Origin of the sequence: Ferrimonas aestuarii (genome assembly GCF_005116665.1) — a bacterium.
Classification (GTDB): Bacteria; Pseudomonadota; Gammaproteobacteria; order Enterobacterales; family Shewanellaceae; genus Ferrimonas; species Ferrimonas aestuarii.
In genome coordinates, this window is record NZ_SWCJ01000011.1 from 124,227 (window position 1) to 139,428 (window position 15,202).

Genomic DNA, 15,202 nt, shown 5'->3' on the forward strand with positions numbered 1-15,202 from the left:
CAATTAACGTACCTTCAATGTCGCAAGGCCCAGCAAAACTAGGCACAGAGAGATAATCCAGAAGCGCACGATAACGCGAGGTTCTGGCCAACCTTTCAATTCGTAGTGGTGATGAATCGGTGCCATGCGGAAGATCCGCTTACGGCGCAACTTAAAGGAGCCCACCTGCAGAATCACCGACAGGGTCTCAGCCACAAAGATACCGCCCATGATCACCAGCAAAATTTCCTGACGTGTCAGTACCGCGATGGCCCCAAGACCAGCACCTAGCGCCAGTGAACCGACATCCCCCATGAACACTTGGGCTGGGTAGGTGTTAAACCATAAAAAGCCCAATCCAGCACCGACAATGGCGGTACAGACGATCACCAGCTCACCCACGCCCGGTAGGTATGGGATATGCAGGTAGCGAGAAAATTCCACGTGGCCACTCAAATACGCCACCAGCGCAAAGGCCGCCGCCACCATCACCGTAGGAACGATGGCCAACCCATCCAGCCCGTCAGTGAGGTTTACCGCATTGGAGCTGCCAACAATGGTGAAATAGGCCAGCAAAATAAACACCGCACCCAATTGCGGCATAAAGTCCTTAAAGAACGGCACCACCAAGGTGGTATCCGCTGGGCTTTGAGCACTCCAAAACAGGTACGCTGCGGCCACCAAGGCTGCCGCCGATTGCCAAAAATACTTCCAGCGCGCAATGAGCCCTTTAGGATCTTTGCGAATCACCTTGCGATAGTCGTCTACAAAACCGATGAGGCCGAAAGCACCAAGCACAAACAGCAACACCAACACATAACGATTGCCCAGATCACCCCACAATAGGGTGCTGACAAAGATGCCGCCCAAAATCATGATACCGCCCATGGTTGGGGTACCACGTTTGCTGAAGTGAGATTCCGGACCATCGTCACGTACGACCTGGCCAATCTGCATGGTCTGCAGATAGCGGATCAGGTACGGGCCTGCCAATAAGCAGAAGCCCAGCGCGGTAAGCAGTCCTAAAATCGAGCGGAAGGTCAAATAGGAAAAGACGTTAAACCCGCTATAAAATTGAGCCAAGTATTCGGCCAAATAAACCAGCATCTAATTCTGTTCTCCAAAATGGGTGCCCAGCGCGTCGATAACCCGTTCCATGGCGGCGCTACGAGAACCTTTTACTAATAACGTGACGGGCTGCTGTTGCCCGTGTAGCCACTCAATGATGGCTTGATGTAGTTCGGACTGACTGTCAAAGTGCCGTGCACTAGGGTGCACTTCTGCAACCGAGCGGCTTAATGTACCTACACAAAAAACTTGGTCAATCCCCTTTTTTGTGGCGTATTCACCAACTTGACGATGAAGTTGCTCGGCATCCTCTCCAAGCTCCCCCATATCGCCAAATGCCAATGCGGTAATACCCTCACATTCGGCCAAGGTGTCGAGGGCCGCTTCGGTAGCAGCAATGCTGGCGTTATAGCTGTCATCTAAAATGGTGAGACTGGGCGTCAAGGTCATCGGTCGCATGCGTCCTTTTACCGGCTGCATGCGCTCAAGACCTTTGGCAATCAGCTCGAGACTCAATCCTGCTGCAGTGGCCAAAGCCGCGGCAGCAAGCGCATTATCCACCTGGTGGCGACCGATAACCGGTAGGGTCACGTCGACTGACTCAGAGCCTCGATTGAGGCTAAATTGGTAACACCCGTGGCAGACGGGATGAACGTTTGTCGCCATCAGATCCGCCCGCTGACGGCTAGAGAAGGTGATCACCTGATGATTTGCCAATCGCTCAATAATGGCACCGGCTTTGTGATCATCTAAGTTGACGACGGCATGGCCGCTATCAACCAGATGATTGAAGATCTCTGTCTTGGCGTTAAGCACGCCCTCAATAGAGCCAAACCCTTCAAGGTGAGCCGCTTGGATGTTGTTGATCATCGCCACATTGGGCTTCACTAGGTTGGAGGTGTAGTCAATTTCCCCAATGTGATTGGCACCCAGCTCAAATACGCCGTACTCATGCTCGGGCTCAAGGCGCAGCAGAGTCAGCGGCACGCCAAGATCATTATTAAAGTTCCCAGCCGTCGCCAGCGTATTGCCCGCCAGAGCAAACACCGATGCGGTCATCTCTTTAACCGAGGTCTTTCCCACCGAGCCGGTAATGGCAATTCGATAAGGCGCCACCTGGGCGCAAAGCCAAGCTCCCAACTTGCCCAATGCGACGCGAGTATCGGTGACCACCACTTGGGGCAGCATTGTCTCTTGCTCGCTGCTCACTAGGGCAGCAGCGGCTTGACCAGAGAGGCTATCCACATAGTGGTGACCATCAAAGTTGTCCCCCTTAAGGGCGATAAACAGGCCTGAGGCAAGGGGTTTTCTGGAGTCGGTAAACACCGAGTCAAAGCTGGCATCGCTGCCGACCAAACGGCCATCAACGATGGTGGCCAACTGAGAAAATGTCAGCTTAATCATTAGCACTCTCCATCAACTGCTGCACCCAGGCTCGTTCGTTGTAATCAATCCGAGTGTTGCCAATGATCTGGTAATCTTCATGGCCCTTACCAGCCACCAAAATGATGTCTTTAGCCTCAGCCAGTGTTAGCGCCAGCTTCACCGCTTCGGCGCGATCGCTTTGCTGCCACACCTTGGCATGGCCCAACAGTCCCTGTTTCATTTGAGCAATGATGGTCTCCACGGACTCAGTCCGAGGGTTATCGGCGGTCAACACCAAGCAATCGGCCGCTTTATCGGCCTCCAGCGCCATCAATGGCCGCTTGCCTTGATCCCGATCGCCGCCACAGCCAAATACGCACCATAACTTGCCGCTGCAGTGGGCTCGAGTAGCCTTCAATGCCTGACGCAGCGCATCTGGGGTGTGGGCATAATCCACCACCACTGTGGCTTTACCCGGCGCGCTAAACGCCTCCATACGACCCAGCGCTGGTTGCAGCCGCGTCGCCGCCGCGACCAACTCCGCCAGCGGCGCTCCCATTAACAACATCGCCCCCAGCGCCGCCAACAGGTTGGCAAGATTAAAGGCGCCAATGAGTGGCGATTGCAGGGTGAAGTCGCCCCAGTGGGATTCCACATGAGCTTCAACCCCGTGAGCATGATAACGAGCCTGAACAACACGTAGGTCCTGTCCTGAGCTGGTGGCGCCATCGAGGCTATAACCAACACAGGGTTTATCGCTGGGCCAATGACGTAAAAACTCTGCGCCATATCGGTCATCGAGGTTAAACACCGCGCCGGTCAGTTGAGACAGCTCAAACAGGCGACGCTTGGCATCGGCATAGCTGTCCATATCACCGTGATAGTCCAAATGATCCCGGCTTAAATTAGTAAACACGCCAATGTCAAAAGGCACGCCATCAACCCGGTGTTGGCACAATCCATGGCTGGAGACCTCCATCGCCACCAGCTCAGCTCCTTGTTGTACCTGGGAGGCAATGCTCTTAGCGACAGTGATCGCATCCGAGGTGGTGTTCGCTGAAGGGGTCAATTGCCCCCATAAGCCATTGCCTACGGTTCCCATCACTCCAGCAACGCCCCCAAGGAGCTGCTGCAATTGAGCGATAAGTTGGGTCACTGTGGTTTTGCCGTTGGTGCCAGTCACCGCCACCAGTTTCGGCTTGGATGCCTGTGGATAGGCGGTGATGGCAATCTGGGACAGCTTATGTGCCAAATTTGGTAACCCGATAGTCAGCACAGGATCTTGGCTTAGTACTCCCGCGTGAGCGTGTTCTTGCAATACGGCAACGGCGCCTTTCGCCACTGCCGCATCGATATAATCTCTGCCATCTACCACGTGGCCCGGCAAGGCAACAAACAGGTCACCGTTGCCAACTTGACGGCTATCTAGGGTCATTCCCTGACAAGTCATTTGAGTTTGTAGTGCCAACCATGGCGCTAGGAGTTGATCAAGATCGATCATTACGCTCTCCTCGCTTCGCGGTCTTAGCTGCCGCTTGTTGTGATTGGGTCATTGGTGCAACGTTCAGCAGTTGAAGGGCGTTGGCCATCACTTTTGCAAATACCGGCGCAGCAACCGAGCCGCCTGAATAGCTCTCGCCCTTAGGGTCGTTAATGACCACAGCAATGGCCAGTCGCGGATTTTCTGCCGGTGCCACCCCAGCAAAGGAGGTGACGTAATCATCCCCATAACCTCCAGCAACCGCCTTCTGCGCGGTGCCAGTTTTGCCCGCCACGGTATAGCCCTCAATGTAAGCTTTCTTAGCGGTGCCATCGGGGCCGGTGATGCCGGAAAGCATGTGAATCACCTCATTGGCCACCCATTCAGGTACTACCTGATCCCCCTGCGGCAACTGCTCTGGGCGAAGCTTTAAGATGGACAGCGGATGACGGCGGCCGCCATTAGCCAATACGCTGTAGACCTGCGCCAATTGCAGTGGTGTTACCGTTAAGCCGTAACCAAAAGAGAGGGTCGCCCGTTCATGTTCAGACCAACGGCTGCGACGAGACAACACCCCGGTGGACTCACCGGGCAGGTTTACGCCACTGAAATCCCCAAAGCCAAAGCGGGCATAACTGTCCAACAGCACATCGACATCCATACGCAGTGCTAGATTAGAGGTCCCCATGTTGCTGGATTTAAGCAAAATATGAGTGATATCCAACTTGCCGTAATTCTTAAAGTCAGACACTCGGCTGCCACCTAGATAGCGCCAACCTGGGCTGGTGTCGACAACCTCATCGGGTTTAGCAACCCCTTCAGTAAGAGCGGTAGCAACCACCAGCGGTTTCACCGTTGAGCCGGGCTCGAAGGTATCAGTCACCGCGCGATTGCGCATGGTGTAACTTTTCAGATTACTGCGCTGGTTAGGGTTGTAACTGGGGGTATTCACCATGGCCAGTACTTCGCCAGTTGCCACATCGAGAATCACGATGGAACCGGAGGCCGCCATGTGGAATTTGGTGGCAATCTTTAGCTCTTCATAGGCCATCGACTGCAAACGCATGTCGATGCTAAGGCGTAAGTCATTGGAGTTTTCACCCTCTTCAATGATGGCCAGATTCTCCACCACCTTGCCATCTCGGGACTTACGAACTTTGAATTTACTGGCCGAGCCAGTCAGCCAGTCGTCATACTGGCTCTCAAGCCCTTCAAGGCCCTTATCATCGATGTTGGTGATGCCAATCAACTGGGCGATCACTTCACCGGCAGGATAATAACGCCGCGACTCTGGTTTTAGGCCAATGCCAGGGATACGTAGCTTACGTACATACTCTGCCATGGCAGGAGTGACCTGACGCTTAAGGTACACAAAGCGGCGCTTAGGGTTCTTTTTAAGGCGAGCTGCCAATGCGTCAGCATCTTGGTCAAGAATTTCCGCAAGAGCCTGCCAACGACGTGCGTCTTTATCGCCATTTTTATCAACAAAGACCTTGGGATCGGCCCAGATCGCTTCAACGGGCACACTGACCGCTAACATTTCGCCGTTACGGTCGGTGATCAAACCTCGCTGCACCTCTCGAGTTTCGGTACGCAATGAGCGCATGTCGCCCTCGTTGATCAGGCGATCCGGTGCGATCACTTGAATCCAAGCGGCTTTGGCGATGATGGCAAAAAACACCGAGCACAGCCCAAAAACCACAAAGCGAAAACGACCTTGAAATAGAGTTGGGTGCAGCTTCTGCTTCGCCCCAGATTTCTTCTTAGGCTTAGCCGTTTTTGGGATGGTACGACGACGACGGACTTGGCTCATGGCAAACGCACCACCACCTCTTGGCCAGGAGCTGGGCGCGCCATATTTAGCTGTTTTTCAGCCAATCGACTGACGCGGCTGTGCTCAGACAGTGTCTGCTCTTCCAACAACAGATGGCGCCATTCGATGCCTAGCTCGTCTCGATGTTGTAGTTGCACATTCAACTCGTTAGTTAGTAGCCGTGCCTGAAAGGCGGTTTCCACCACCCACAGGGCACTTCCTAGCACCGCTGCGCCTAACAACAGCACAGCAACGTGCTTACCCAGATCTCGCCAGATGACTCGGGTTAATCCCGGGTCAAATAACTTGATCATCCTAATCGCTCAGCCACACGCAGCACCGAGCTGCGAGAGCGGGTGTTCTGGTCTACCTCACCGTCAGACGGTTTCAAGGCTTTGCCCACGGTTTTCATGGTCCGAGTTTCATTGATCTGATCTTCGGTAAGAGGCAAGCCTGGAGGCAGTGGTTCGCCCTGGCTTTGCCGGCGCATGAAGCGCTTCACCATGCGATCTTCCAAAGAGTGGAAGCTGATTACCGACAAACGTCCTTGAGGCGCTAATGCCACCAAAGAGCCTTTCAACGCCTTTTCGATCTCTTCCAACTCACTGTTGATGTAGATGCGGATGGCTTGGAAAGTGCGAGTAGCCGGGTGCTTACCCTTCTCTAACTTGTGTTTTGGGGTGATGTCTTCGATTACCTTGGCCAACTCTCGAGTGCGAGTCAGCGGCTTACCATCGGCCAGGTGTGCCTTAATGGCACGGGCGATAGGGCCAGAGAATTTGTCTTCGCCAAAGGTACGAATCACCCAAGCGATGTCTTTGACGTCAGCACGCTCTAGCCACTCCGCTGCGGTTTCACCGCGAGTGTTGTCCATGCGCATGTCCAACGGGCCATCGCGCAAGAAACTGAAGCCTCGTTCGGCGTCATCCAGTTGAGGTGACGACACGCCAAGATCCAATAAAACTCCATCCACTTTACCGGTTAAGCCACGCTCCTCTAGGTACTGAGCCAGCCCGGAAAATGGACCATGAATAATGTCGAACCGAGGATCATCGGCTTTAAGCTTATTGGCAACCTCAACTGCTTGAGGGTCACGATCGATGCCGAACAGGCGACCATTAGGGCCCAGTCGGCTAAGAATTTCTCTGCTATGGCCACCACGACCAAAGGTGCCATCCACGTACAAGCCGTCGGCCTTAATATTGAGGCCATCGACGGCCTCTTTTAACAGCACGGTCACGTGACTAAAGGTTTCGGCCATTAGAGGGCAAACTCCTGTAAGCGTTGATTATCGGTAAATGAGTTCGCATCCACTGCGGCGTGAGAATCTGCAATCTGTTGTTGCCAGTTGGCATCAGACCAGATCTCGAATTTATTCAACTGCCCCACCAGCATCAGCTGCTTATCCAGTGCAGCGTACTGTCGTAACGGCGACGGCAGTAAGACACGGCCCATGCGGTCCATTTCAACTTCGCTGGCATAACCAAGCAGCAAACGTTTGATGGCGCGCTCCGCAGGCTGAGTGTCCGATAGGGTGGCTAATTTGCGTTCTACTTGAAGCCATTCTTGGAAGGGGTAGAGCAGCAAGCACTGGGACTGAATATCGACCGTCACCACCAGCTGCGCATCGTCTTCAGGGCACAACAATGGCCGGTATCGCTTAGGTATAGCGATCCGGCCTTTGGCATCAAGCGCGATGCTGCTGGCACCTCTGAACACGAGTGATTCCTTCCCTGTTTAATCTAAACGGACAAGCTTATCCCACAAATAACCACTTTTTCCCACAAGTTAACAAGTTTATGGACACAAAGCGAGTACTGTCAAGGCTAAGGAATTGGGCTGAAACGCCCTGAAATTCGTGCTTTTTGCCAAATATTTCAGCGTATTAATTAAAAATCACCGGCGAATAGGAATGAAAAAAAACGCGGCATTTGCATGCCGCGTGTGATATTCCTTGAGATCAGGTTACTGATTGGCCCAATACAGAGTATTGGCTTGGGCTGAATAGGGGCGATACCAACTAAGCCCGCCAAACTGACGCAATGCGTGCTGCGCCATGGTGGCGACCCGCGAATCATAGGCTTGTAGGTCAATCCAGTCGTAACCGATGGCCACTTGATCCCAAGTTGAACTTACACCGGTACCATCAACGCCATAGCTCACCATAAACGGCGCTACAAACACCTTCTCTGTCAGAGTTTTCGCCAAGCAGTTCATCGGAGCGACGTCTTCCAAAAGTCCCTCGTTGTGGGCGGTGACCATAAAGCCTACATCCAGATGAGCGTGGTTAACGTCCTCCATCTTGCCTGTGTCATTGGAGCTGTATTGGTAATCCCAACTGCAAGTTCCATCGGCTTGGTAGTTAATGTTGTCGGTATAAAAACCCAAAATCAGATCGGCTTTGGCTCTCAAATCTCCAGCATCCGCCCATTTATCCAAATAGATCATGGCCGTGGCCAGAGTCATGTTGTGGTTATAAGGCAATGGGTTTGAGAACAAACCGCCATCGCCAAAGTCCTCATTCTTGTAGTTCACATAGAAGTAGGAACCTTGGATCGCACCATTTTTGGTGGTGCTGAACGAACTGTCGTGGGTGCGAGCAATACGCAGAGCCTGTTCAATGTAGCTGTCAGCCTGAGCCTGATACTGAGTCAGATTGTGGGCTTTAATGTAATCCACCACCCGCATGATGCCGTTTAGGATCATGCCATCGGTCAACGCTTCGTTACGCCAGCCACCATTATAGGAGCGGCGCCATCCTGGAACCGGTAGCCCAGGTGTATTCAAATACAACTTTGGAGCCTGCTCGACATAGGGCTGATTGAAGATGTTGAGCTCGCCCCGCTCGACTCGCTTTTCATCGGTGTAGTTGAACATGTGATCCGCCAGTTCAACGGCGTAATCGATGTATTTAGTATCGCCATAAGTTTCGGCCATGCGCACATACGCTCGAAGCCAGTAATGCCCCTGCCAAGCGAACTTACGCTCATCATTACCCACCGTCTCATTCAACAACGGCCGCACCGTTGGGTAGGTCTTCTCAAACTTGGCATCCCAAGCTTCCTGCGAGTTGGCTTCAAGCTGCGGCGTCATCACATTGGTGTCGATCGCCTGCCAACTCACACCATAGGCGCTGTGGCTCTGATCCGCATCCGCCCCTTGAGCGATCAGCCCTTGACTGTCATCAAAGCGAATGGCTCGACTCTTTTCGGCGTCACTGACGTCCACCAATGCTAATGACTGTAAGCCACCAGAGGAGTAATCATCGCCATTTCGGTACAGGTACTGATAACTCACCCCATCGGCATCAATACTGCCATCACTAACCGATTCGGTAGACAGACCGTCTGATGCGGTCATCTTGCCATCTTCAATGGTGATTTCCACAAAGCGGCGCTCATCAAAATCCAGTCCCTGAACTTCAATCTGCTTACCATTCCAATAGCCAACTGCGCTGCTTGCGGTCACCGCCAAATACGCGTTGCCACTGCTGGAGCCCAGCAAGATAGTCGGTTCACCGTTGGTTAGCTCGTCGAGCCAAGCAACCAACCTAAACTCGCCGTCGGCGCGCCAATCGGCAATATCGGCATAAGCGGAGACGCCATCAAAGTAGGCCGCGGTTTTCAGCAAGGGTGCCAGCTCTGGATCAGGCTCTGGAGTCGGATCTGGATCTGGCTCGGGCGTTGGGTCTGGATCCGGATCAGGTTCAGGGTTTGGATCTGGCGTTGGCTCAGGATCCGGGTCAGGGGTCGGATCCGGATCAGGAGTTGGATCCGGTGTTGGGTCGGGCTCTGGGGTTGGCTCAGGGTCAATCACAGGATCATCTGACGAATCAGAGCCGCCTGAACCACCACATCCCGCTAACGCCAATGACACTAGGCTCAGTGCCATCACTTTCTTAAAGGTACCCAATTGAATACTTTGCCGATAAATCATGAATTGCTCCGATTTCGGCAGACAAACTGTTATCACCCTAAACGGTTCAACAGGGTAACCCCGCTACCTCATTCACCAATGATTGAGGCCGGTGGCTTTGCGTCACCAGCTCGCGCTGATTTTGCCTTTGTCTGCTGTCGATAAAACTGCCGGAGGTCAAATCGCCTCCGACTCTTTAATTTGGAACTAGAGACTACTGACATGAGGCGGCCGCCTCAAACGGGTGAAAAAACGGAATTGAAATTAGTATCAAACTGAACCAGATGAAATTTTAGGCAATAACCCCATCAATTTAATGACATTAGCCAAACTAAGAATCTACTTGAACTACTGCCAATACAGGTGCTTAGAGGTTCCGATACTCCGAATGATATAAAAAGGTCAAATATTAATCACAAAGACAAAATTGTGACACCGATCACAATCGACAAAAGACGCATAAAAAAACCCAAGCATTGCTTGGGTTTTTTGGGAGTTATTAAGGTGTTACTTAATGACTCTTAAGGTGGGTCGCCCTTTAGGTTTAGGCGCTTCCGGCTCAGGCAAAAGCTCTTCCCCGGTTTCTACCTCAGCTAAGGACGCTTCAGGCTCTGCCATGTCGTCTTCGATGCTCTCTTCCAGAGACTCATACGCAGGCTCTGGAGCGAACATGGTGCCGGCTCCATTTTCACGGGCATAGATCGCTTCCACTGCGTACAACGGAACGATAATGGCGTGGGGCTGGCCACTGAAGCGGGCATTAAACCGAACCTGGTCATTGCCCAGTTCCAAGTTGCCCACCGCATGAGGTGCAATGTTCAACACAATCTGTCCATCTTGAACAAACTGCATTGGCACTCGTACCCCAGGCATCTCGGCATTCACTGCCAAGTGAGGCGTCAAGTCGTTGTCCACCAACCACTCAAACATAGCCCGCAGTAGATAAGGGCGCTGTGCACTTAGCTGGAGCTCCACCTTAAACTCCGATGCGCAGTTCGCGTTCGGCTTCAGTCAGGGATGCTTTAAAAGATTCGCGTTCAAAGATGCGAGTCATGTAACCCTTCACTTCATTGGCACCACGACCACTGATGTCGATGCCCAACTGAGGCAAGCGCCAGAACAGAGCCGCTAGGTAGCAATCTACCAAGGTAAACTCTTCGCTCATGAAGTACGGAGTTTCAGCAAATACTGGGCTCAGGCCCAAGATGCTTTCAGTCAGCTCTTTACGAGCCGCTTCAGCTTTATCACCACGCATGATGCGCTCAGCCAGTGCGTACCAATCGTTCTGGATGCGGTACATCATCAGACGGCTCTGGCCACGAGATACTGGGTAAACAGGCATCAGAGGTGGGTGCGGGAAACGCTCATCAAGGTATTCCATGATGATGCGTGAGTTATACAGCACCAGCTCACGGTCGATCAAAGTTGGTACGCTACCGTAGGGGTTTTGTGAAGTCAGGTCTTCAGGCAGCTGATTTGGATCAACCTGGATCACTTCAACACCGACGCCTTTTTCCGCCAAAACAATGCGTACTTGGTGACTATAAAGATCACTAGCACCGGAATACAACTCCATCACAGAGCGTTTATTGGCAGCAACAGCCATCGACATCCTCCAAACTCTTCAGAAACGATAAAACATTTGGGGGCTTAAGTGCCCCCAAATGCGCAAGAGGTAGATTGTAACCTTTTATCGGCGATTAGTGTACATCTCGCCAATACTCTTTCTTCAGGAAGAAAGCAATAATGAAGAAGATCACTAGGAATCCAATCGCCCACTTACCGATACGCTCACGTTCCAGCTTGATTGGCTCACCGGTGTAAGCCAAGAAACCGGTAATGTCGCGAATGTACTGGTCATACTCTTCAGCGGTTAAGCTGCCACCAGTAGCGACAATAGTGCCGTCTTCCTGGCGAACTGGGGTACCTTGCAGGCCTTCCAAGACGTGAGGCATACCAACCGCTGGGAATACCAAGTTGTTGACACCGAAAGGACGACTCTCATCTACATAGAATGACTTCAAGTAGGAGTAGATCCAATCAGGGCTCTTCAAACGGGCTTCCAGAGTCAGATCCGGCGGTGGAGCACCAAACCAAGTCGCGCCATTTTCTAAGCTCATGGCCGACTTAATCAACTCACCAGGCTTAGCATCGCCAATGATAAGCTCGCTCACCTCTTCCGGAGTCATGCCCAGATCGTCACCGATACGGCCATAACGCTGATACTGCAGGCTATGACAGCCGCTACAGTTCTGCATGAAGGCCTTGGCACCGCGCTTTAGAGAGTCGGTATCGGTCAAATCGATATTGGCACTGACTACATGCTCATTGTTGCCGCCAGCAGCAAACGTCAGGGCTGGCAGGCAAGCCATCAATACACAGATAAACTTTTTCATTAGCCTGTCACCCTCTCTGGAACCGGTTTGCAGTTTTCATTCTTACTGTAGATAAACAGGGCCACGAAGAAACCAAAATAACCAATGGTACAGATTCGAGCCAACAGGGTCAGTGTTGGGGTAGCCGCTACGGCACCCAGATAACCCAGAACGATAAAGCAAACCACAAACTGAGCCAGGTTCAGCTTATGAATCATGCTGCGATAACGGATGGACTTAGTCTTACAACGGTCCAACCAAGGCAGTACAAACAGCACACCAATTGCCGCGCCCATGCCAACAACACCCAACAGCTTGTCAGGAATCGCACGCAAGATGGCGTAGAATGGGGTGAAGTACCACACCGGAGCGATGTGCTCTGGGGTCTTCAGTGGGTTAGCGGCCTCAAAGTTCGGACGCTCCAAGAAGTAACCACCACCTTCAGGCATAAAGAACAGCACGTAACAGAAGATAATCAGGAAGCCAGCCACACCCATGATGTCTTTCACGGTGTAGTACGGATGGAATGGAATGGCATCCACAGGCCAGCCGTCAGGACCTTTGTTCTTCTTCACTTCGATGCCGTCTGGGTTGTTAGAGCCCACTTCGTGCAGCGCGATGATGTGCAGGAATACCAGTACAACCAGTACCAGAGGCAACGCAATCACGTGCAATGCAAAGAAGCGGTTCAGGGTAGCGCCAGACACCACGTAGTCACCACGGATCCACAGGGTTAGGTCATCACCAATCACCGGAATGGCACCAAACAGGGAGATAATTACCTGAGCACCCCAGTAAGACATCTGACCCCAAGGCAGCAGGTAGCCCATGAAGGCTTCGGCCATCAGAATCAGGAAGATCAACATACCGAAGATCCACAGCAGTTCGCGAGGCTTCTGGTAAGAGCCATACATCATGCCACGGAACATGTGCATATAAACCACAACGAAGAACGCCGATGCACCAGTAGAGTGCATGTAACGTAGCAACCATCCGTATTCCACATCACGCATGATGTATTCAACGGAGGCAAAAGCGCCCTCTGCGGTTGGTACGTAGTTCATGGTCAACCACACACCGGTCAACAGCTGGTTTACCAAAACCAGCATGGCCAGAGAGCCGAAGTAGTACCAGAAGTTGAAGTTCTTAGGAGCGGGATACTGACCTACGTGCTTATTGTAGGTCGCGGTCATCGGGATCCGCTCGTCGATCCAGTTAATGATCTTTTTCATTATGCGGTCCCCTTCTCAACACCAATCAGGATAGTGTTGTCATCAACATAGAAGTGAGGAGGAACCACCAGGTTCAGCGGTGCTGGCACCCCTTGGAAAACGCGTCCAGCCATGTCGAATTTGGAACCGTGACATGGGCAGAAGAACCCAGAAGGAACACCTTCGACCTGCTCACCAAAGGAATCTGGCTGGTAGGTAGGTGAACAACCTAGGTGAGTACACAGACCCACGGCCACAAAGTATTCATCTTTGATGGCGCGAACGCTGTTTTGGGCGTATACCGGTTGCTGAGGCTCTTCGGATCCAGGATCGCGAAGCTGGCCATCTAGTTTTGCAAGGCCATCTAAGACCTCTTGGGTACGACGTACAATCCAAACCGGCTTGCCACGCCACTCAACGCGTAACAGTTGGCCAGGTTCGAGTTTGCTGATATTGACTTCTACTGGAGCGCCGGCAGCTTTTGCCTTTGCACTCGGGTTCCATGACTTAATGAATGGAACCGCAACAGCAGCGGCGCCGACACTGCCCACTACAGCTGTAGCAGCGGTCAGGAATCTGCGACGTCCATTATCGACAGGCGCATTGCTCATCCACTTTTCTCCCATTGGGGTATGCTTTTCTTTTAATGTTTCCGAGCTGTGCGTTCCCAAAACGGATGTTTCGTTACCTAGAAAGCTCGGTCGCGCGCCCATTATATAGAAAAATTAGATACAGATCATACTTTCAAAGCAGTAAATGTTGATGTTAGCCAATATTTGCAACCTCAAATGAGTTAGTTATTCACATTTAGGTTTATCTGTCTGGCTTACTGAGAAACTTCGAGTACTACACTGAATAATCATCAATTAATCAGCTTAAATCACTGGCTTCTGATCACAATTATCTCACAGAGGAAGTCACTATTGTTGTGCTATACGGCGTTTGGAGGGGTAAACAATTTCACCTCGATTCAAATGCACATTTTTTGTGCGGTTAAATGCTCAGAGAAGAAACAAGAGCGAATGCTACGCCGTAACGCTCAAAGCTATGGTTCTTTGCACATCGACGGGGAGTAAACTTTAGTAAATATAACTCTCCGAAACTGATCACCATAACCATGTTGGGTCAAGGCCATCAATTCGCATTGATTGAACCGTGTTTGCTGACATTCCTGCTTCCTATAAATCTTCGAGGCGAGCACCTACGTGCCGACTCGGGACGCCGAGAGTAGCTGCGACATAGGGAAACCAAGGACAGGATGTCCGAGAGGCTCCGTTAAGTCAGGGATGACGCATCGGGCCGATGTTGAAGCGATAAATACCAACCACACCCGTGAGTTAATCTCTTCAGAAGCCAGTAGAAGCACTGACTCTAGGCGTGATTGCGAACGAATGGTGCGCCCTTTGAAGTAATCGCAACGACGAGTCGGTGCTTCTAGTGGCTTCCCTTCGGGCTGGCCCAAACCGGCTTCATACTGCGTTAGTCACTCTTACTTCAGAACCACTGAAGCATCAAGTGACTGCCTTGCCTGAAACCGGTTTGGTTCCAGCTGAATGAGTAAATCATGGGTACGGTTGGTATCTTTGCGAGAGCGAGGGAATACGTCACGTCGGAGGCAAAGGGGAGTGCAGAGGGGTGAAACCCCTTGCCCGCCGGAGGCATAACCTTAGCCCTAATTTTGGCTTATCACATGAATCTGCGACGAACCAAAACAATTAACCACTTTTGTTTAGACCAAAAAAACCGCTGCACAGGGCAGCGATTTTTCGGTCCGTAGGACTCGAAACGTAATATTAACGCTTGGAGAACTGTGGACGACGACGTGCTTTACGCAGACCAACTTTCTTACGCTCAACCTCACGGGCGTCACGAGTAACGAAGCCAGCTTTACGCAGAACAGATTGCTCCGTCTCATCGTACTCCATCAGAGCACGAGTGATGCCGTGGCCGGATATGTGTGCACCAGCGTAGCGGGTGTCACACAGACTAACGCTAC

General features: G+C 52.0%; 14 protein-coding genes and 1 riboswitch. All 14 genes read right to left on the bottom strand.

Features of this window, described 5'->3' with window-relative positions; all coding sequences use genetic code 11:
* Window positions 1–3 precede the first annotated feature (3 nt).
* Window positions 4–1,086 (bottom strand): phospho-N-acetylmuramoyl-pentapeptide-transferase, encoded by a 1,083-nt coding sequence (gene mraY, locus FCL42_RS14230; protein WP_136864090.1) that lies wholly within the window; start codon window positions 1,084–1,086, stop codon window positions 4–6.
* Window positions 1,087–2,451 carry a UDP-N-acetylmuramoyl-tripeptide--D-alanyl-D-alanine ligase gene (locus FCL42_RS14235; protein ID WP_136864091.1) on the bottom strand — a complete coding sequence of 455 codons (1,365 nt, stop codon included), beginning with the start codon at window positions 2,449–2,451 and terminating at the stop codon, window positions 1,087–1,089.
* Window positions 2,444–3,913, bottom strand: coding sequence for a UDP-N-acetylmuramoyl-L-alanyl-D-glutamate--2,6-diaminopimelate ligase (gene murE, locus FCL42_RS14240; RefSeq protein WP_136864092.1), 1,470 nt, complete (start codon window positions 3,911–3,913; stop codon window positions 2,444–2,446). Before murE ends, FCL42_RS14235 begins: the two co-directional genes overlap by 8 nt.
* Window positions 3,900–5,705: a peptidoglycan D,D-transpeptidase FtsI family protein gene (locus tag FCL42_RS14245; RefSeq protein WP_136864093.1), complete on the bottom strand. Its 1,806-nt coding sequence runs from the start codon at window positions 5,703–5,705 to the stop codon at window positions 3,900–3,902. The genes murE and FCL42_RS14245 overlap by 14 nt, the downstream gene beginning before the upstream one ends.
* The gene (gene ftsL / locus FCL42_RS14250) at window positions 5,702–6,019 is read right to left on the bottom strand and encodes a cell division protein FtsL (protein WP_136864094.1); all 318 of its coding nucleotides are present in this window, start codon (window positions 6,017–6,019) and stop codon (window positions 5,702–5,704) included. Before ftsL ends, FCL42_RS14245 begins: the two co-directional genes overlap by 4 nt.
* Window positions 6,016–6,966, bottom strand: coding sequence for a 16S rRNA (cytosine(1402)-N(4))-methyltransferase RsmH (gene rsmH / locus FCL42_RS14255; RefSeq protein WP_136864095.1), 951 nt, complete (start codon window positions 6,964–6,966; stop codon window positions 6,016–6,018). The genes ftsL and rsmH overlap by 4 nt, the downstream gene beginning before the upstream one ends.
* Entirely contained in the window at window positions 6,966–7,424 is a 459-nt protein-coding gene (mraZ, locus tag FCL42_RS14260; RefSeq protein ID WP_136864096.1) for a division/cell wall cluster transcriptional repressor MraZ, read from the bottom strand. Before mraZ ends, rsmH begins: the two co-directional genes overlap by 1 nt.
* 246 nt (window positions 7,425–7,670) lie before the next feature.
* Window positions 7,671–9,641: a hypothetical protein gene (locus FCL42_RS14265; protein ID WP_136864097.1), complete on the bottom strand. Its 1,971-nt coding sequence runs from the start codon at window positions 9,639–9,641 to the stop codon at window positions 7,671–7,673.
* A gap of 50 nt (window positions 9,642–9,691) precedes the next feature.
* Window positions 9,692–9,777, bottom strand: a riboswitch (cyclic di-GMP riboswitch).
* Window positions 9,778–10,127: 350 nt separating this feature from the next.
* Window positions 10,128–10,595 carry a ClpXP protease specificity-enhancing factor gene (gene sspB, locus FCL42_RS14270; protein ID WP_136864098.1) on the bottom strand — a complete coding sequence of 156 codons (468 nt, stop codon included), beginning with the start codon at window positions 10,593–10,595 and terminating at the stop codon, window positions 10,128–10,130.
* Window position 10,596: 1 nt separating this feature from the next.
* Window positions 10,597–11,226, bottom strand: coding sequence for a stringent starvation protein SspA (sspA, locus tag FCL42_RS14275; RefSeq protein WP_136864099.1), 630 nt, complete (start codon window positions 11,224–11,226; stop codon window positions 10,597–10,599).
* Window positions 11,227–11,320: 94 nt separating this feature from the next.
* On the bottom strand, window positions 11,321–12,016 hold the full coding sequence (locus FCL42_RS14280) for a cytochrome c1 (protein WP_136864100.1): 696 nt from the start codon (window positions 12,014–12,016) through the stop codon (window positions 11,321–11,323).
* A complete protein-coding gene (locus tag FCL42_RS14285) occupies window positions 12,016–13,230 on the bottom strand; it encodes a cytochrome b (RefSeq protein WP_136864101.1) in 1,215 nt (404 codons plus the stop codon). Before FCL42_RS14285 ends, FCL42_RS14280 begins: the two co-directional genes overlap by 1 nt.
* Window positions 13,227–13,817, bottom strand: a complete 591-nt coding sequence (gene petA, locus FCL42_RS14290) for a ubiquinol-cytochrome c reductase iron-sulfur subunit (protein ID WP_136864102.1) — start codon at window positions 13,815–13,817, stop codon at window positions 13,227–13,229. The genes FCL42_RS14285 and petA overlap by 4 nt, the downstream gene beginning before the upstream one ends.
* 1,182 nt (window positions 13,818–14,999) lie before the next feature.
* The coding region (gene rpsI / locus FCL42_RS14295; protein ID WP_136864103.1) for a 30S ribosomal protein S9 at window positions 15,000–15,202 on the bottom strand (203 nt) is incomplete at its 5' end.